We start from the raw sequence: 18,463 nt of genomic DNA on the forward strand, positions 1-18,463 counted from the left end.
CGCCAATGCCACCCTCTCAATCTCGATACCTTGAGGAGTGAAAATGAAAACAACCTTGTTGTTATTGATGCTGTGGTGCGGTACTGCGAGCGCGTCCCCCTATCAGGTCGCCACCCACGATGAAACCTTTCAGGCCGGCTCGCGTTCGTTAGTCAGCCGAATTTACTACCCCACCACTGAAACGGCTAAACCGCAGCTCATCGGTGCAAACCGGGTCTTTACCGGCATTGAGAGTCAGCCGGACGCGCCGGCAGCAAGTGGGCATTTTCCGCTGATCGTGATCAGCCACGGCAGCGGCGGCAATAACGCCAGCCAGGCCTGGCTGGCGGCAGCGCTGACCCAACAAGGCGCGATCGTGGTGGCGGCCAACCACCCAGGCAGCACTACCGGTAACTCGGTTCCGGCTTTATCTGCCGAGCTGTGGTTACAAACCAGCGATATTTCCGCCTTGATTAGCGCCGTCACCACCGACCCTCGCTGGAAGCCGATGCTCAACCCTCAGGCGATTGGCGTTATCGGCCACTCCAAGGGCGGTTACAGCACCATTGCAGCTATCGGCGGTAAAGTCCGGCTGAGCGATTTCATCGATGGCTGCCGACAAGCACCGCAGTCGCCCAACTGTCAGTTTTATACACAAGCCAACGTCGCACTGACGAAGCTTTCCGCCAGGGCATTTGACGCCGACTACACCGACCCGCGCATTCGCTTTGCGGTGGCTCTAGATCCCGGCATGGTGCCCTACCTGCTGCCGACCAGCCTGCGTCGGCTCAGCGCACCGTTACTGATCGTCGAGCCACAGCACTTTTTGCCCGACGGCCAGGAACCCGGGCTTGGCGGTGCCACGCTGGCGGCGGATAACGGAAAGCAACCTATTCATGCACTGAGGCTATCCAGCGGCAATCATTTCGATTTCCTGCCGGTTTGTCAGCCCAAAGGCCGGCAAATCCTGGCGAGTGAAGAAGATGATGGGGCGGTGCTTTGCGCCTCTTCCAGCGAACAACGCGAAGCCGTACACCGGCAAACGCTGGCCGCCATCATGGCATTTATTCATCCGTGGCTACCCGCGCCCGCAGGAAATCGATAAACGCCCTCACCTTTTCCGGTACGTGGCGGGTGTTGGGGTATAGCGCATAAATACTCTGCGCAGGAAACTGATGGTCCGTGAGTAGCGGACACAGCTTGCCCTCGGCGAGGGCAGGCCGCACCAGCCATTCGGGCAACAGCGCCACCCCGGCACCGTGCAAAGCAAACGCCAACAGCGCCGCGGCACTGTCGCCCATCAACGTGGCGGCATCTTCCACTTTGAACAGCACCGCCTGGCGCTCAGGGGTAATGACCTGCCAACTCAGCGGCGAACTGAGGCGACTGTGAGCAATCCACTGTGCCTGTGCCAGTTGGGCCAGAGACGCAATGGGATGGCGGGCCAGGTAGGCTGGCGAGGCGACCGGCACAATAGCAAAGCTGTCGAGCAGTGCCGCCCGTAGGCTGGAATCCGCCAGTTGTCCCAGCCGGATGGCCACGTCGAAACGCTCTGAAATCAAATCGGCATGATAGGAAGAGGAAACGTGCTGAATGCGCAGGCGCGGATGCAATTGGGAAAACGCCGCCAACGCCGGTACCACCACCTGAGCGCCGTATTCCGGCGTAGTGGTGATGCGCAATACGCCGCTCAATCCATGGTGATCCCGACGTACGTCATCCAAGAGGTTTTCCGCATCCTGCAACAACCGCAGACAACGTTGATAAAAACGTTCGCCGGCGTCGGTCAGTGCCAGCCGTCGGGTGCTGCGCACCAGCAGCGACACCCCCAGTTCGCTCTCCAGCTGTTTGACATTGAAGCTGACCACCGCCTTAGTTTGCCCCAACGCCACCGCAGCAGCGGTGAAACTGCCGGCGTCCACCACGGCCACGAATATAGCCAAACGCTGCAGGTTAAGCATGTTGTTGCCCCTTATTATCAAAATAATTTTGACAGTGTAATCGCTCGTAGCCGATTTATCCGCACTTTCCCGCCCGTTACACTGCTGGCCTTCAACCGGAGGCACCATGCCCTATCGCATCAAAGTCGCAATCGTCTACCTGCTCGGATTTTTTGTCGATCTGATCAACATGTTTATCGCCAACGTCGCTTACCCCTCAATCGGTCATGCGCTGCAGGCTTCGGTCGGTGAATTGGCCTGGGTCAGTAACGGCTACATTCTCGGCCTGACGCTGGTGATCCCGCTCAGCGCCTGGTTAGCGCAGCGCATTGGCGGACGGCGGGTGTTTTTGCTGTCGTTAACCTTGTTTATGCTGGCAACGGCGGCGGCGGGCTATGCCGATTCCATCGGCGAACTGGTTGGCTGGAGAGTGCTGCAGGGTATGGGCGGCGGGTTGCTGATCCCGATCGGCCAAACGCTGACCTACCAACTGTACCGTAGCCATGAGCGCGCGGGGCTTTCCGCCGCCATTATGCTGGTAGGCCTGCTGGCCCCGGCACTGTCACCGGCATTGGGGGGGCTTATTGTCGACCGGCTCGACTGGCGCTGGGTGTTCTTTGCCAACCTGCCGCTCGCCGCGCTGGCGCTGCTGTTGGCCGCACTCTGGCTGCGCCCTCAGGTACCCGATCCGCAACGTCGACCGCTCGAGATCAAGGGGTTGCTTAGCGCCTGTACGGCCCTGACGCTGATCTTACTGGGCCTCACCCGGCTGGGGGAACGCGGGGGCCTTGCGCAAGGCGCGTTACTGCTGGCCGCAGGAGCGATCGCCTTGACCTATTTCCTGCGCCGTAGCCTGCGCATTACCCACCCTTTGCTGAACCTGCGCCTGGTTCAGGATCCGCTGTTGCGCACGTCGATGATGATTTATCAGTGCATCCCCGGCCTGTTTATCGGCGTCAGCCTGATCGCCATGCTGTATTTGCAAAATCAGTTGGGCATGCGTGCCGCGCAGGTCGGCAGCCTGATGCTGCCCTGGTCGCTGGCCTCGTTCCTGGCCATCACGTTGACCGGCAGGAAATTTAACCATTTTGGCCCGAAACCGCTGTTTATCTTCGGCTGTTTGCTGCAAGGGTTGGGCATTTTGGCGCTGTCGCAGATTGCGCACGCTGGGGATTACGGATTGCAGGTTGCGGCCTTCGCCCTGATGGGCTTTGGCGGCAGCCTGTGCAGCAGCACCGCGCAGAGCAGCGCATTTTTGCATATTGCCGATGAGCAATTGGCCGACGCCAGTGCGCTGTGGAATATCAACCGACAGCTCAGCTTCTGCCTGGGTGTCGCCCTGCTCAGCTTGTTACTCAACCTGCTGCTGGAACATTTTACCCCCGCCGTCGCCTACAAAAGTTGTTTTTACCTGGCCGCCGCCAGCACGCTGATCCCCATGCTGCTGTGCCTGCGCATCGCAAACCGCGCCATAGTGCGCCGTCTCAATACTCAACAGGAACACCAATGAACCAATATTTTACCGAAGTGATCAACGCACACGTCGCCATTGAAAACTGGCTGGAAAAAGGGGCCGGAGATGAACAGGGGCTGTTGGCTCGTTTTGATCCCGCCTTCAGCATGATCGCGCTGAACGGCAGCCGACTCGATTTTGCCGCACTGAGCGCGTTTTTCCGTGCGCATCGGGCCGCCAAACCGGGGTTGGCAATCAGCATAGAAGAGATGACGTTGGTGGCCGAATGGCCGACGGGGGCAGTGGTCAGCTATCGCGAGAAACAGAGGCTGCCTGGACAGGCGGCGACGCTGCGCAACTCCACCGTGGTGTTTGAACAAACCGAAACCGGGCTGGGCTGGCGGCACCTGCATGAAACGCCCATCGCGCAGTAATCAGAGAAAACCGTCGGCCAGAAACAGTTCCCAGGCCACGATCAGCCCACACAGGGTGACGGCGCTGAAAATCACTTCGAACAGATAGCGATTGATCATCATGAGCTAGCCCTCAAAAGAAGACACCCGGCCAAGCCGGGTGTCTCAATAACGTCGGGATGATGCGGCCCCCTCAGGCACCGCATTCCTCACTCAATTAAGCGGCTGGAGTTGCTGCTTTTTTGGTGGCTTTGTGGTGTTTTTTAGCGGCCTGAGCTTTCTGCACTGGCGCTTTTTTGTGGTGTTTTTTAGCAGCCTGGGCTTTTTGAGCTGGCGCTTTTTTGCTTACTTTGTGGTGAGTTTTAGCAGCCTGAGCTTTCTGTACTGGAGCTTTTTTGCTTACTTTTTGGTGCTTTTTAGCGGCCTGAGCTTTTTGAGCCGGGGCTTTCTTGGTGGCTTTGTGGTGCTTTTTAGCCGCCTGGGCTTTCTGAGCTGGGGCTTTCTTGGTCGCTTTGTGGTGCGCTTTCTTATGATGAGTGGCTTTAGCAGGAGCCTTCTCAGCAGCTGGCGCAGCGGTAGTGGTGGTTGCAGCCGGAGCAGCCGTTGCCGGAGCTGCAGCAGTATCAGCAGCGAAAGCAACAGAAGACAGACCCATGGTGGCAGCAACGATCAGGGCTAATACTTTTTTCATCTTTAATTCCTCAGAGTGTTTTTTCAGTAAGCCCCGTTGGGCCGTTGAAGCAGATACTAGAGGAATCGATGAGCCGCTTCCGTGAGTGATTGGTTTCGCCGAGTAACCAAATGTACAACACAGACAGGCATCGCCGATGACGTTATCCCACCAGGTATTTTACCGTGATCGCCGGCACATTTTGAGAAATGGTCTACACTTAAGAGACATGTGTCAAAAACGGAGAGTCGAATGTTTAAGAAATCAGAAAAAGTAGAACGCGACATTGATCAGGACGTCACTCTTTTGGCTGATACATTGGATGAGGTGCTACGTGCATCCGGTGACAAAACCAAAGAGGAACTGAAAGAGCTGCACAGCAAAGCCAAAGGCGTGTTACGCGACGCCCGTGCTCGCTTCAATGGTTCCAGCAATCTGACACAGCACGCCCGCGATGCCGTCGAACAAGCCGACAGCTACGTGCGCGACAAACCTTGGCAGGGCGTAGGGATCGGGGCCGCGGTTGGCATCGTCCTCGGCGTTCTGCTGGCCCGGCGTTAACACCCCTTGCAGTCATAAAGATAAAACAACAGATGTGCGTCTGGCCCGTGGGAAACCGCGGGCCGTTTAATTTGTGGCGTCAAACAACTCGGCTAGCCTGGCCACTGCCCGCTCAGCCTCGCTCTGCTGGGTAAAGTTGGCAAACCCCATCAGCAGGCCATCTCCCGCCGCACTGGCTATGTGCCAATCCGAAAGTGCCTGTATCGACAACCCGCGTTGCCAGGCCTCTTGCGCGATCCTCCGATCCAAGCCTTTTGCCGTCAATCGTGCCAGTAATTGAATGCCCCCGGCCTGCGACGATACCGTCAAATACTCCCCCAGCTGTCGTGCAAGCGCCTGCGCCAGCCATTCACGGCGCTGGCGATAGAGAGGCCGCATACGTTTCAGATGGCGATAGAAATGCCCCTGATGGATAAAATCAGCCACGCTAGCCTGCATCAGTGGCGGGCAGCCGCAACCGCGTAACCGGCTGCTGCGTCCAAAAGCGTCCACCTGTTCAAGCGGCACTACCAAATAAGCCATACGCAGTGCCGGAAACAAGGTTTTACTGAAAGTCCCGGCGTACAGCACCCTGCCCTGACGATCGAGACTTTTCAACGGCGGCAGCGGCCGACCATGATAACGAACCTCGCTGTCGTAATCGTCTTCAAGTATCCATGCCCCCTGCTGCTGTGCCCACTCCAGTAAGGCCATACGCCGCGCCAGGCTAAGCGAGACGCCCAGGGGACTCTGGTGGGTCGGCGTCAGCACCGCCATACGTGCTCGAGGTGCCGCGGCAACACCGACGGCGATATTCATCCCCTGCTCATCAACCGGCACGGCCACTGGCTGCATGCCGGCGGCGCGAAATAGCGGTAGGGTCACCGGGTAGCCGGGGTCTTCCAGCCACACCTCGTCACCGGTCTTGAGTAAAGTGCCGATCACCAAATCCAGCAATGCCTGATAGCCGGCACAAATAAAAACCTGTTCCGGTCGACAATTGATACCACGCGAAAGCTGCAAATAATTCACGATCGCCGCGCGCAGATCGGGCAACCCTTGAGTTGACGGATGAGCCATGGCCGCCAAAGGAGCAGTACGCAATTGGCGACCGACAATCCGCTGCCATAGTGCGCGCGGGAAAGCATCCAGCGCCGGCAACCCCAATTGAAAAGGCTGCGTCGCACCACTCGGATGCAATGGATTCGCCGCCACCGCTGGCAACACTTCCGTCGTCAATGCTGCGCGTACCGGCAGATTCTGCAGCTGCGGCGAAACATAAGTGCCAGCCTGTCCCCGGCTTTGCAGAAAACCTTCGGCGATAAGTTGGCCGTAAGCGCTTTCCACCGTGGCCCGCGCCACGCCCAGATCGCTCGCCAGCCCACGCACCGAAGGCAGCCGACTGCCCGCCAGCAGGCTTCCTTGCGCAATGGCGTCTTTAATCCGCAGATAAATCTGCCGGTACAAAGGATCTGCGAGCTGAGCATCCAGCCGCAAAGAGGAGAGAAACTGACGCATCATGGCCTGGTTAAATAATCATTTTATGGCTCTATAGCATAGTCCATATCGCCATTAAAGTAGCCTCATTATTCTGCTGTTCGCTAACTGAGGTTGACCATGATTAAGCAACGTTTGAAATATTCCGAACTCTCTCCCGCCCCTTACAAAGGCATGGTGACCGCCCTGATGGCACTGGAGAAAGGCGCGCTGGACAAGGCGACAATTGAGCTGATGTTTATGCGCGTATCGCAGATTAACGGCTGTGCCTACTGCCTGGATATGCATGGTAAAGCACTGAGAGAAAGTGGCGTTGACAACGCCAAGCTGGACCAACTGGCGGGCTGGCGCGTGAGTCATGCGTTCAGCGACCGCGAGCGCGCGGCGCTTGAGTGGGCAGACTCCGTGACCCTGATCGCCGCAACTGGCGCACCGGACAGCGCGTTTGAAGCGCTGCAGACGCACTTTAGCGATGCGGAAATTGCCGATTTAACCTTCGCCATCAGCATCATGAACGCCTTTAACCGCCTGGCCATCAGCATGCGTCAATGACGAAACCGCACTTTCCCCCCTCTCGCCCGAGAGGGGTTTCCCGCCAACAACCGCCAAAAAAATTTTTCCCTCTGCTTTTCCAGCCCTGATGCGGCCTCAACGTGAATCCCACCAAAACACCATATATAGCGTGGTTGATAAATTAAATATCCACATATAGTATTTAACTCATCAACCGCAGGGAACATGTAGCGGTTGGTAACGCCGTCAGAAACGCCGTTCAATGCTCCGTTATCTGACCTGTCCGCCTTTCCTTCAGCCTAAAAGGTAAATGCGAATCATGAGCATTATTATTTACAGTAAACCGGACTGTGTCCAGTGCAACGCCACCTATCGCGCATTCGATAAACAAGGGATTGGTTATCAGGTGATCGACCTCACCCAGGATCAGCAGGCGCTGAACCATGTTAAATCCCTTGGCTATCAGCAAGTTCCGGTGATTATCGCCGGTGAAGATCACTGGTCTGGCTTCCGGCCGGACAAAATCGGCGCGCTGGCCCACGCCCTGGCGTCCTGAGGTTGCCCATGAACCCGCTGGTCTATTTCTCCAGCAGTTCGGAGAACACCCACAGGTTCGTTGAAAAACTGGGATTGCCGGCGATACGTATCCCTATCGCCGGCGCCCGCAGCAAACTGCTGATGGATAAACCCTATATTTTGATCGTGCCCAGCTATGGCGGCGGCAGCGCCGTAGGAGCCGTGCCGATCCAGGTGATCCGCTTTCTCAACGATCCACAAAATCGCGCTTTCCTGCGCGGCGTTATCGCCGCCGGGAATACCAATTTCGGCGCAGCGTACGGCATTGCCGGCGACATCATCGCCAAAAAATGTCAGGTGCCTTTTCTTTACCGCTTTGAGCTGCTCGGCACCACACAAGACGTTGCAAACGTTCGACAGGGAGTAACCGCATTTTGGCAACGACAGAACTGACCCGGCCCGCCGCAAGCGCGCTGGATTACCATTCGCTCAACGCGATGCTCAATCTTTATGATGCCGAAGGCCGTATCCAGTTCGACAAGGATCGGTTAGCAGCGCGGCACTACTTCCTGCAGCACGTGAACCAAAACACCGTGTTCTTCCATAACCTGGAGGAGAAGCTGCGCTATCTGGTGGAGGAAGGTTATTATGAACAGAGCGTGTTGGCGCAGTACGAGTTCGCCTTTATCAAACAGCTTTTCCAACAGGCCTATGCGAAAAAATTCCGCTTTGAGACCTTCCTCGGCGCCTTTAAGTATTACACCAGCTACACGCTGAAAACCTTCGACGGTAAGCGCTACCTGGAACGCTACGAAGACCGGGTGTGCATGGTCGCCTTAACGCTGGCGTCAGGTGATACCGCGTTGGCACAAGATTTGGCGGAGGAGATGATCTCGGGCCGCTTCCAGCCGGCGACGCCCACTTTCCTCAACTGCGGTAAGCAGCAGCGCGGCGAACTGGTGTCCTGTTTTCTGTTACGCATCGAAGACAATATGGAGTCAATCGGTCGGGCGGTGAACTCTGCGCTGCAACTGTCAAAACGCGGCGGTGGCGTGGCGTTTTTACTGACCAACATTCGCGAGGTCGGTGCTCCGATCAAACGCATAGAGAACCAGTCTTCAGGGGTGATCCCTATCATGAAGATGCTTGAGGACGCCTTCTCTTACGCCAACCAACTGGGCGCGCGTCAGGGTGCCGGTGCGGTCTATCTCAACGCTCATCACCCGGATATTCTGCGTTTCCTCGACACCAAGCGTGAAAATGCCGACGAGAAAATCCGCATCAAGACGCTGTCGCTGGGGGTGGTGATCCCGGATATCACTTTCGAACTGGCGAAGAATAACGAAGAGATGTACCTGTTCTCGCCCTATGACGTCGAGCAAGTGTATGGCGTGCCGTTCTCGGAAATCAGCGTCAGCGAGAAGTACCGCGAAATGGTGGATGACAAGCGCATCCGCAAATCACGCATCAATGCGCGTGAATTCTTCCAGGTACTGGCGGAGATCCAGTTTGAATCCGGTTATCCGTACATGATGTTTGAAGATACGGTCAATCGTGAAAACCCGATCGCCGGGCGCATCAACATGAGCAACCTGTGCTCCGAGATTTTGCAGGTTAACCGCGCCAGCACCTATCACGATGACTTGAGCTACGACCAGGTAGGCAAGGATATTTCCTGCAACCTCGGTTCGCTCAACATCGCCAAAACCATGGATGCCCCCGACTTTGGCAAAGCGGTCGACACCGCGATCCGTGCGCTGACGGCGGTGGCGGACATGAGCGACATTCGCTCGGTGCCGTCGATTGCCGAAGGCAACCGCAGTTCGCATGCCATTGGCCTCGGCCAGATGAACCTGCACGGCTACCTGGCCCGCGAACGCATCTTCTACGGCTCAGAAGAAGGGATTGATTTCACCAACATCTATTTCTATACCGTCGCTTACCACGCCATTCGCGCCTCTAACCGGTTGGCCATCGAGCGCGGTAGCGCATTCGGCGGCTTCGAAGAGTCGACCTATGCTTCAGGTGAATACTTCAGCAAATACACCGAACGGGAATGGCAGCCGCAAACCGAACGGGTTCGCGCGCTGTTCGCCGACGCCAATATCGCCATCCCAGGCCGCGAAGAGTGGCTGGCGCTGCGCCAGTCGGTGATGATGCACGGCTTGTACAACCAGAACCTGCAGGCGGTACCGCCCACCGGCTCAATCTCCTACATCAATAACTCGACCTCCAGCATCCATCCGATCGTGTCACGCATCGAGATCCGCAAAGAGGGAAAAATTGGTCGCGTCTATTACCCGGCGCCCTATATGACCAACGACAACCTGGAGTACTACCAGGATGCCTACGACATAGGGCCGGAAAAAATTATCGATACCTATGCCGCCGCCACTCAGCACGTCGATCAGGGGCTGTCGCTGACGCTTTTTTTCCGCGATACCGCCAGCACCCGCGACATCAACCGCGCGCAGATTTATGCCTGGCGTAAAGGCATCAAAACCATCTATTACATCCGCCTGCGCCAGATGGCGTTGGAAGGCACCGAGGTGCAGGGCTGCGTGTCCTGCGCACTGTGAGGCAATCTATGAATACCCCTAAACCGGCGCAGTTGGTGCGCGCGATCAACTGGAACATCATCGAAGACGATAAGGATCTGGAGGTGTGGAACCGCCTGACCTCCAACTTCTGGCTACCGGAGAAGGTGCCGCTGTCGAACGACATTCCGTCGTGGGCAACGTTGACGCCAAAGGAACAGCAGTTGACCATTAGGGTGTTCACCGGCCTGACGCTGCTGGACACCATTCAAAATACCGTGGGCGCGCCGGCGCTGATCGAAGATGCGATTACGCCGCATGAGGAGGCGGTGTACTCCAACATCAGCTTTATGGAAGCGGTGCATGCTCGTTCGTACAGCTCAATTTTCTCTACGCTGTGCCAGACACCGGACGTCGACGATGCCTACCGCTGGAGCGAGGAAAACCGCGCGCTGCAGAAAAAAGCCAGCATCATTCTGGCCCACTACCGCAGCGACGATCCGCTGATGAAGAAGGTCGCCAGCGTATTCCTGGAGTCGTTCCTGTTCTATTCGGGCTTTTATCTGCCGATGTACTGGTCGAGCCGCGCCAAGTTGACCAACACCGCCGATTTGATCCGTCTGATCATCCGCGATGAGGCGGTGCACGGTTATTACATCGGTTATAAATTCCAAAAAGGATTGGAGAAGGTCGACGCGGCGCGGCGCCAACAGGTGAAAAATTTCGCCTTCGATCTGATGCAGGATTTGTACGATAACGAGGTGCGTTACACCGAAGAGCTGTACGACGGTGTAGGCTGGACTGAGGACGTGAAAACCTTCCTGCACTATAACGCCAACAAGGCGTTGATGAATCTGGGATACGAAGCGCTGTTCCCGCCGTCGATGGCGCAGGTCAATCCGGCCATTCTGTCGGCGCTGTCGCCTAACGCCGACGAGAACCACGACTTCTTCTCCGGCTCAGGCTCGTCTTACGTGATTGGTAAAGCGGTCAACACTGAAGATGACGACTGGGATTTCTGAGTGAAATCGCGGGGCGAATCACTTCGCTCTAAACCATAACCGCTGAACGGGCGCAGGCTACCGCGCCCCTACAGTTTAGATATTTCCGGTACGCTGTCGGATGCGCTGCCAAATGGCCCGCTTTTCCTCGTCATCGGCACTCGACCAGGCGGCGATTTCCTCCAGCGTGCGCCAACAGCCCCGGCACCACGCGTTTTCGGTGTCGATCTGGCAAACATTATTGCAGGGTGAACGCACGCCATCGTCAATCTGACTGCCGGTTTTTCTTCTTCTGCTGCGGCCTACCATAAGGCGTTTCCTCCGGTGGATTTCTCGCGACAGGATACCCGATCCTGCCGCGAGAGAAACCGCCCCGGTAAAATCAGATAATGCCGCCGTTGGCCCGCAGGGTTTGGCCGTTGATCCAGGCACCGTCTGCACCGGCCAGGAATGACACTGCCGCGGCGATATCCTGCGGCTGACCCAGACGCTCCAATGGGGCCATTTTCGCCAGCCGGTCGATCAGCGCCGGCGTTTTACCGTCCAGGAACAGCCCGGTGGCGGTCGGGCCCGGCGCGATAGCGTTGACGGTAATATTGCGCCCCCGCAGCTCTTTCGCCAGCACGCTGGTCAGCGCTTCGACGGCGGCCTTGCTGGCGGCATACATGCCGTAGCTCGGCTGCAGCAGCCCGACCACGCTGGATGAAAAGTTGATGATGCGCCCGTTGTCGCGCAGGCGTTTCGCCGCCTCTCGCAGCGTGTTGAAGGTCCCCTTCAGGTTAATGCCGATCAGCCGATCGACATCGGCATCGCTCATTTCTGCGACCGGAGCCAGCGCAATCACCCCGGCGTTATTCACCAGGATATCCACGCCGCCGAAAGCCTGCTCGGCACGGTCAAACAGCTGGGCAACGGCAGCGGCGTCGCTGACGTCCGCCCTGGCGCTCAGCGCCCGCCCCCCGCTTTGTTCAATTTTGCGCACCAGCTCATCGGCCAATGCCTGATTGCCTGAATAGTTGACGATCACGGTAAAACCGTCGGCAGCCAGGCGTTCGGCAATGGCCGCGCCTATACCGCGCGATGCGCCGGTGACAATAGCAACTTGCTGAGTCTTGGTGTTCATGCTCTCTATCCTCGTCGGCTATGCGCCGGCGACTTACCGGCGTGACAACATCATGCACCTTTCGCCCCGGCGAATAATCCCCTACTCTTCGTTATCACTATCCGAATTTAGCGAACAATAACCATGGACAGAATCGATGCCATGCGCTTGTTTACCCGCGTGGTGGAACAACGCAGCTTTACCCAGGCCGCACAGGATCTGAACCTGCCGCGATCGACGGTGACCGATGCCATCAAGCAACTGGAAACCCGGCTGCAGGTGCGGTTGTTGCAACGCACCACCCGTCACGTCAGCCCAACGCTGGATGGCGAAGCTTACTATCAACGCTGCCTGACTATTCTGGCGGATATCGAAGATGCCGAGATGGCGTTTGCCGGTGCCAAACCGCGTGGGCTGCTGCGCATCGACGTGCACGGCACGTTGGCACGTCACTTTTTAATGCCGGAACTTCCCGACTTTTTGACGCAATATCCGGATATCGAACTTTTTATGAGCGAGGGCGATCGGCTGGTAGATCCGGTGCGCGAAGGTATCGACTGCGTGGTGCGGGTCGGCAAACTGAAAGACAGCGATATGGTGGCGCGTCGGTTAGGCGAGCTTGAAGAGGTTACCTGCGCCGCCCCGGACTACCTGCAACGTTTTGGCACGCCGCATTCCATCAGCGAACTTGAAGGCCACCGCATGGTGGGCTTCCGTTCCTCGGCCAGCGGCACCCTGATGCCGCTGGAATTTACTGTGGCCGGCCAGGCGCGGCAGGTGACATTGCCTTGCACGGTGTCGGTCAGCGCGGCGGAAAGCCTGGTTGCTGCGGCGCGCATGGGGCTGGGGATCATTCAGGTGCCGCGTTATCACCTGCGCGACAGCCTGGACAACGGCAGCTTGCTGCCCCTGCTGCCGCAATTCCCCTCCACTCCGATGCCGGTCTCCTTGCTCTACCCGCGCAACCGCCAACTTTCACCGCGGGTTCGGGTCTTCATCGACTTTTTCAGCAAAGTGTTCGCCGCCCGTAACCGATAAACGCCTTACATGGCGCCATATTCCAGCGGCACCCAGTCGTAACCTTCCCCCTGTTTATTCAGGTAACCCAACCCGGGGAATGACAGATGCGGTCCGCCCACCAGCACACTGCGTTGAGCGCTATCACTAAACACCCGCAGCCGCTGGGCTACTGCCGCTTTGGCATCTTTATCAAAACTTATCGCGACACGCGGATGGGCGAACTGCACCGCCGCCACGTGGATCAAATCCCCCAGCAGCAACAATTTTTTGCCCTGGCTTTCCACCAGATAGATGCTGTGGCCTGGCGTATGCCCATGGGCGGCAAACGCACTGATCCCCGGCGACAGCTCACCATCATTACTGAACGTTTTAAAATGTCCGGCGGCCTGATAAGGCTTGAGCGCGGCGATAACATTCTCGAACGAGGCTTTCTCCTTCGGCGGCGCCTGTTTCAACCGACTCTCGCTAAGCCAAAAATCCGCATCCTGCTGCCCGGCACGCACCACTGCATTTGGAAAAGCAGCTTTACCGTTTTGCGTCAAACCGCCGAGATGATCCGGGTGCATATGCGTCAGGTAAATTTCATCCACCTGCTGTGGCTGATAACCGGCAGCCTTGAGGTTTACGACCAGTTTGCCCAACCCGTCCCCCAGCAGCGAACCCGCACCGGTATCAACCAGGATCAGCTTGCTGCCGGTATTGATCAGGTAGGCATTAACAGAGGTGACGACCGGCAGGCCCTGATGATGCTCGGCCAGAGCGGTCTCTATCTGCTTTGGCGAACTGTTCAGCAGCAGTCTGTCAACCGGCAAACGGAGCACGCCATCAGACAAGGCTGTGACTTCATAGCTGCCCAGCATGATGCGATAAAAACCCGGCGTGGGGGTTTTCACCTGCGGCGCGGCGGCCAGGGTTTGCAGCGACATAACGGCCAGCGCCGCCCCCAGCAGGTAACGTTTCCAGAACATGGTGACTCCTTGTTGTCGTTTGAGCGCTAAGTATTAACCCAAAGCGGAAATGACGCCTGCCGGAGGCAAAAAATGAATAAAAAAATCCCCGCGGGGGCGGGGAAAGGCAAAGAAACACTAAGGATTTTTTTGAGTTATACGAAGAATTTGGCCAGTACCAGCAAAGAGAGCGAGACATTGATCGCGCCGCCGATACGGGTAGCTATCTGCGCAAAAGGCATCAGCGACATACGGTTGCCGGCGGTGAGGATGGCAACATCGCCAGTGCCACCCTGCCCACTCTGGCAGCAGGAGACAATCGCCACATCGATCGGGTGCATGCCAATTTTCTTGCCGACGAAGAAGCCAGTCGCCACCAGTGCAGACACGGTGCTGACGATCACCACCAGATTTTGGAAGGTGAAGGCGTTAACCAGTTCCTGCCACGGAGTGATCGCTACGCCGACGGCGAACAGAATCGGGTAGGTGACCGCAGTACGGAAGAATTTATAGACCACCTGCGAACCTTCCTGAATGCGTGGGGACACGCCATGTGCCAGCTTCACCGCCACCGCGGCGAACAGCATGCCAACCGGTGCCGGCAGGCCAATCATGCGGTGCAGCAACATCCCTACCATGTATAGCAGGATGGCCAGCAGCGCACCGCAGGCGATGGTGCTGACATCCACCTTACCGCTGATTTTTTCCACCGCGCTCATCTCGCTTTCGCCCTGCTTGCTCGGCATCAGGCTGCCTTCGCCGGTCAGGTGCGGGTAACGTTTACCCAGTTGGTTAAGCAAGCCGGCCAGAACAATGGCGGTCAGGCTGCCAAGCATGACGATAGGCAGAATGCGCCCCAAGGCTACCCCCTGCTCCATATGCAGAATCGCCGCATACCCCATCGACAGCGGGATCGCGCCTTCACCGACGCCACCGGCCATGATCGGCAAAATCAGGAAGAAGAAGATTTGGAACGGCTCCAGCCCCAACGCCATGCCCACCGCCATTCCTACCAGCATGCCGGCAATCTCACCGCACAGCATCGGCGCGAAAATGCGCAGAAAGCCCTGGATCAGCACCTGACGGTTCATGCTCATAATGCTGCCAACGATAATGCAGCAGATGTAGAGATACAGAATATTGGTCGATTTATAGAATTTGGTGGTCGATTCCACCACCACGTCCGGCAGCAAGCCGTAATGCACCAACGCAGAAGGAATAAAGGTGGCGCAGATCGCCGCGGCCCCCATTTTGCCGATCAGCGGCAGGCGTTTGCCAAACTCGCCGCAGGCAAAACCAAAGAACGCCAATGTGGCAACCATGACCACGATATCGCTCGGTAATTTCCCTTCCAGGCAATCCAATAAAATAAGTACGCCGGCCAGAACAAAGAACGGCAACGGAATAATTCCTACTTTGTAATTGTCCAGTATATGCCACCATTTTTCCCGCAGCGGTATTTCAGCGGTTTTGTCTTTGGCGGCGAGGAAAGAATCATCTGTTGTGCTCATAATCTGGCCTCTTATTAGTTTGTTCAGCCATCATAGAGAAACGCACGGATTATCTGCTGTGATTTTGTTCAAAGTTAAAAAGGGTTTTTAATGGTGGTTATGGTTTCTATGGTGTTAATTAGGATTATGTAAAATCTGCCGTGGTTTTAATGGTGTTAACGTTATTTTTACTTTAAGAATTATCAGTTTTATTGCAGCTGCTGCATTAACCACCTCGACAAGAATAATCCCGTGGCTGCGATCACAAGTTGATCCGGCGCAATATTACATTAACGGCCACTCATGATAGGGTAAGCCTTCAGGATTTATCAGGGCGAACCCCGGTCATGCGTATAAAACTCTCATTTCAAATCAAGCTATTCCTGTGCCTGGTTGCCTTCTCCTGCCTGCTGTTGACGTTTATTGGTGCTTACACCTACTACCAGCTCGATGCGCAACTGCACCGCGACCTCGGCGCGCGAGCGCAGGTGCAGGCCCGAGAGATTGCCCTGATCCCTTCCCTGATCACCGCAGTGGAAAAAAAAGACCCGGTTAAAATTGCAGCGCTAATGAAGAAAATTCGCGCCAGCAGCGATGCCAGCTATATCGTTATCGGCGATAAGCAAACCCGGCATCTTTATCACTCTGAATATGCCAACCGTATCGGCACGCCGATGGTCGGCGGCGATAATAAAGAGGTTCTCGAAGGCAAAAGCATTATTTCCATTCGCAAAGGCGGCATCGGCATTTCATTGCGCAGTAAAGCGCCCATTTTGGACGAAAATAATAACGTCATCGGCATTGTTTCGGTGGGTTATCTCAAATCACATATCGACAATTTAAATTCCAGAACTCTGACGCAAATTCTTGGGTCGATAGTGCTTTTATTAATCGCGCTGTTCGTATTTTCGTGGCTGTTATCGAAGAATTTAAAACGCCAAATGTTCTGGCTGGAACCGAAAGAAATTGCCCTGTTGGTACGCCAACAGAAAGCGTTGCTGGAAGCAATCTATGAAGGGGTGATTGCCGTCGATCCTCAGTTGCGGATCATCACCATTAACCACGCGGCCCGCGAACTGCTGGATTTGCGTCAGCCCGCCGCCGCCCTGATGGGCAGAGAAATCGGTGAGGTGATCCAATCCCAGCCGGATTTCTTCGGCGCCTCACAGTTAGGGCATGACACCCATGACGAGGTCTGTCGCTTCAACCATGTCCGGGTTATCGCCAGCCGGGTACGCATCATGCAGGAAGAAGAGCTGCAGGGCTGGGTGATCAGCTTCCGCGACAAAAACGACATCAACACCCTGAGCAGCCAGCTTAGCCAGGTGAAGCGCTATGCTGACAACCTGCGCATCATGCGCCACGAACAGCTGAACTGGACCGCCACCCTCGCCGGCCTGCTGCATATGCAACGCTACGACGAGGCCATCCGTTATGTGGAGGCGCAATCTGAAGGTGCGCAGGAGATCCTCGACTTTATCTCACAGCGTTTCAGTTCGGCGGCATTATGCGGCCTGCTGCTGGGCAAATACTCCAGCGCGAAGGAAAAAGGCGTGGAGCTTCGCTTCGACCCGGCCTGCCAGCTGCGGCAGATCCCTGCGGCATTGAATGAAACCGAATTGATGTCGATCATCGGCAATTTGCTGGATAATGCGGTAGACGCTACGCTGCATTACGGTGCGCCCTATGAGGCGGTAGAACTTTATATCAGCGACAGCAGCAATGAACTGGTGATTGAAGTGGCCGATCGCGGCACCGGTATTGCCCCTGAGGTGCGCGATACGCTGTTCGAACAGGGCGTCACCACCAAAGATGACAAGGGTGACCACGGCATCGGCCTGCACCTGGTTGCCAGCCACGTGGCGCAGGCGCACGGCAGCATAGAAGTGTCGGACAACGATCCGCACGGCGCTATTTTTTCTTTGTTTATCCCTAAACAATCTTGAGCACCCGAATGATGCAACCAGAAGCACTGGACGTTTTGATCGTGGAAGATGAGCCACAGCTGGCGACGCTGCACGCGGAATTTATTGAGCAGAACTTTGCTCTGCGGGTGGTGGCTTATGCCGCCACGCTGGCCGAGGCCAGAGTCAAAGTCAATGCCCACCAGCCACGGCTGATCCTGCTGGACAATTTTTTGCCTGACGGCCAGGGCATTGAACTGATGGAAGAAGCGGCGGTGAAAAACCCCGGCTGTTCAGTGATTTTTATTACCGCCGCCAGCGACATGAATACCTGCAGCCAGGCGATCCGCAATGGCGCCTTCGATTACATCATTAAACCGGTCTCCTACAAGCGGCTGCGCAACTCACTGGAGCGCTTTATGCAGTTTGTGCAAACCCAGCGCACCTTCAAGGTAATCGACCAAAGCAACGTCGACGCGCTGTATAACCTGCAATCCAAGCAGTTCTCCAGCGAACCCAGCGCCAAAGGCATAGAAACCAACACGCTGGAGCTGGTGCAGGCGCTGTTTATCAAGCAACCGGAAGCGGCGCATGCGGTAGAAGACGTGGTCGAACAGGTCGGGATCAGCAAAACCACGGCCCGACGTTATCTGGAATACTGCGTCGCCACCCAGTTTGTGCGCGTTGAAATGATGTACGGCAATATTGGTCATCCGCGGCGTCTGTATCGCAAGGCATAAGCTGCCATCTGGCTGTCATATTTAAGGGGTAATATAACTTCGGCGATATCCCCTCGATATCGGCACCTGTCGTTGAAAATTGATGAAATACTGATGACTTTTACCCGGCCTCTGGTCGGGTTTTTTATTGTCCGAAAACAGGCTTTGGCAGGCAAATAACAGCAATAATCAGAGCGGATTATTCTTACTTAAAACCAACCG

19 protein-coding genes are annotated in these 18,463 nt (G+C 56.3%); 12 read left to right on the plus strand and 7 right to left on the minus strand.

What is annotated here, in order from left to right; translation table 11 throughout:
- Positions 1-43 precede the first annotated feature (43 nt).
- Positions 44-1,084 carry an alpha/beta hydrolase family protein gene (locus AC1RKG_RS23185; RefSeq protein WP_493183766.1) on the plus strand — a complete coding sequence of 347 codons (1,041 nt, stop codon included), beginning with the start codon at positions 44-46 and terminating at the stop codon, positions 1,082-1,084.
- Here AC1RKG_RS23185 and AC1RKG_RS23190 read toward each other — a convergent pair.
- Positions 1,044-1,940 carry a LysR family transcriptional regulator gene (locus AC1RKG_RS23190; RefSeq protein ID WP_116691891.1) on the minus strand — a complete coding sequence of 299 codons (897 nt, stop codon included), beginning with the start codon at positions 1,938-1,940 and terminating at the stop codon, positions 1,044-1,046. The two genes, AC1RKG_RS23185 and AC1RKG_RS23190, sit on opposite strands and share 41 nt — an antisense overlap.
- 106 nt (positions 1,941-2,046) lie before the next feature.
- Here AC1RKG_RS23190 and AC1RKG_RS23195 point away from each other — a divergent pair, with 106 nt between their 5' ends.
- Both AC1RKG_RS23195 and AC1RKG_RS23200 read left to right on the plus strand, forming a co-directional pair.
- Positions 2,047-3,429 carry an MFS transporter gene (locus AC1RKG_RS23195; RefSeq protein WP_493183767.1) on the plus strand — a complete coding sequence of 461 codons (1,383 nt, stop codon included), beginning with the start codon at positions 2,047-2,049 and terminating at the stop codon, positions 3,427-3,429.
- Complete coding sequence (locus tag AC1RKG_RS23200; protein ID WP_493183768.1) at positions 3,426-3,806, plus strand: DUF4440 domain-containing protein; 381 nt, start codon at positions 3,426-3,428, stop codon at positions 3,804-3,806. Before AC1RKG_RS23195 ends, AC1RKG_RS23200 begins: the two co-directional genes overlap by 4 nt.
- Before the next feature lie 196 nt (positions 3,807-4,002).
- Here the strand turns inward: AC1RKG_RS23200 and asr are convergent, their stop codons facing one another.
- Complete coding sequence (asr, locus tag AC1RKG_RS23205) at positions 4,003-4,476, minus strand: acid resistance repetitive basic protein Asr (protein WP_493183769.1); 474 nt, start codon at positions 4,474-4,476, stop codon at positions 4,003-4,005.
- Positions 4,477-4,707: 231 nt separating this feature from the next.
- Between asr and AC1RKG_RS23210 the strand changes: the two genes are divergently transcribed.
- A complete protein-coding gene (locus AC1RKG_RS23210) occupies positions 4,708-5,016 on the plus strand; it encodes an ElaB/YgaM/YqjD family protein (protein WP_020828296.1) in 309 nt (102 codons plus the stop codon).
- Between the two features lie 66 nt (positions 5,017-5,082).
- On the opposite strand, the gene pdxR is transcribed toward AC1RKG_RS23210, so the two are convergent.
- Positions 5,083-6,516, minus strand: coding sequence for a MocR-like pyridoxine biosynthesis transcription factor PdxR (gene pdxR / locus AC1RKG_RS23215; protein WP_493183770.1), 1,434 nt, complete (start codon positions 6,514-6,516; stop codon positions 5,083-5,085).
- Between the two features lie 96 nt (positions 6,517-6,612).
- Between pdxR and AC1RKG_RS23220 the strand changes: the two genes are divergently transcribed.
- From AC1RKG_RS23220 to nrdF, 5 genes are all read left to right on the plus strand, one after another.
- Positions 6,613-7,044 carry a carboxymuconolactone decarboxylase family protein gene (locus AC1RKG_RS23220; protein ID WP_116691886.1) on the plus strand — a complete coding sequence of 144 codons (432 nt, stop codon included), beginning with the start codon at positions 6,613-6,615 and terminating at the stop codon, positions 7,042-7,044.
- 280 nt (positions 7,045-7,324) lie between these two features.
- The gene (gene nrdH, locus AC1RKG_RS23225) at positions 7,325-7,561 is read left to right on the plus strand and encodes a glutaredoxin-like protein NrdH (protein ID WP_020828299.1); all 237 of its coding nucleotides are present in this window, start codon (positions 7,325-7,327) and stop codon (positions 7,559-7,561) included.
- An 8-nt stretch (positions 7,562-7,569) separates the two neighbouring features.
- Positions 7,570-7,974, plus strand: coding sequence for a class Ib ribonucleoside-diphosphate reductase assembly flavoprotein NrdI (nrdI, locus tag AC1RKG_RS23230; RefSeq protein ID WP_020828300.1), 405 nt, complete (start codon positions 7,570-7,572; stop codon positions 7,972-7,974).
- The gene (gene nrdE, locus AC1RKG_RS23235; protein WP_493183771.1) at positions 7,956-10,100 is read left to right on the plus strand and encodes a class 1b ribonucleoside-diphosphate reductase subunit alpha; all 2,145 of its coding nucleotides are present in this window, start codon (positions 7,956-7,958) and stop codon (positions 10,098-10,100) included. The genes nrdI and nrdE overlap by 19 nt, the downstream gene beginning before the upstream one ends.
- An 8-nt stretch (positions 10,101-10,108) precedes the next feature.
- The gene (gene nrdF, locus AC1RKG_RS23240) at positions 10,109-11,080 is read left to right on the plus strand and encodes a class 1b ribonucleoside-diphosphate reductase subunit beta (RefSeq protein ID WP_020828302.1); all 972 of its coding nucleotides are present in this window, start codon (positions 10,109-10,111) and stop codon (positions 11,078-11,080) included.
- A 75-nt stretch (positions 11,081-11,155) separates the two neighbouring features.
- Here nrdF and AC1RKG_RS23245 read toward each other — a convergent pair whose 3' ends face one another.
- Complete coding sequence (locus tag AC1RKG_RS23245; RefSeq protein ID WP_020828303.1) at positions 11,156-11,368, minus strand: DUF1289 domain-containing protein; 213 nt, start codon at positions 11,366-11,368, stop codon at positions 11,156-11,158.
- Positions 11,369-11,441: 73 nt separating this feature from the next.
- Positions 11,442-12,182: an SDR family oxidoreductase gene (locus AC1RKG_RS23250; protein ID WP_493183772.1), complete on the minus strand. Its 741-nt coding sequence runs from the start codon at positions 12,180-12,182 to the stop codon at positions 11,442-11,444.
- A 123-nt stretch (positions 12,183-12,305) separates the two neighbouring features.
- On the opposite strand from AC1RKG_RS23250, the gene AC1RKG_RS23255 reads away from it, so the two are divergent.
- Entirely contained in the window at positions 12,306-13,199 is an 894-nt protein-coding gene (locus tag AC1RKG_RS23255; protein WP_493183773.1) for a LysR family transcriptional regulator, read from the plus strand.
- 5 nt (positions 13,200-13,204) lie between these two features.
- Here the strand turns inward: AC1RKG_RS23255 and AC1RKG_RS23260 are convergent, their stop codons facing one another.
- Both AC1RKG_RS23260 and AC1RKG_RS23265 read right to left on the minus strand, forming a co-directional pair.
- On the minus strand, positions 13,205-14,149 hold the full coding sequence (locus tag AC1RKG_RS23260; RefSeq protein ID WP_392455477.1) for an MBL fold metallo-hydrolase: 945 nt from the start codon (positions 14,147-14,149) through the stop codon (positions 13,205-13,207).
- Positions 14,150-14,283: 134 nt separating this feature from the next.
- Positions 14,284-15,639 (minus strand): 2-hydroxycarboxylate transporter family protein, encoded by a 1,356-nt coding sequence (locus tag AC1RKG_RS23265; protein ID WP_493183774.1) that lies wholly within the window; start codon positions 15,637-15,639, stop codon positions 14,284-14,286.
- A gap of 326 nt (positions 15,640-15,965) precedes the next feature.
- Between AC1RKG_RS23265 and AC1RKG_RS23270 the strand changes: the two genes are divergently transcribed.
- Both AC1RKG_RS23270 and AC1RKG_RS23275 read left to right on the plus strand, forming a co-directional pair.
- On the plus strand, positions 15,966-17,564 hold the full coding sequence (locus AC1RKG_RS23270) for an ATP-binding protein (RefSeq protein ID WP_020828308.1): 1,599 nt from the start codon (positions 15,966-15,968) through the stop codon (positions 17,562-17,564).
- Positions 17,565-17,575: 11 nt separating this feature from the next.
- The gene (locus AC1RKG_RS23275; RefSeq protein WP_041415640.1) at positions 17,576-18,262 is read left to right on the plus strand and encodes a response regulator; all 687 of its coding nucleotides are present in this window, start codon (positions 17,576-17,578) and stop codon (positions 18,260-18,262) included.
- The last annotated feature ends 201 nt before the right edge of the window (positions 18,263-18,463 follow it).

The sequence above is a fragment of the Serratia sp. GW822-FHT06D09 genome, from assembly GCF_058799515.1.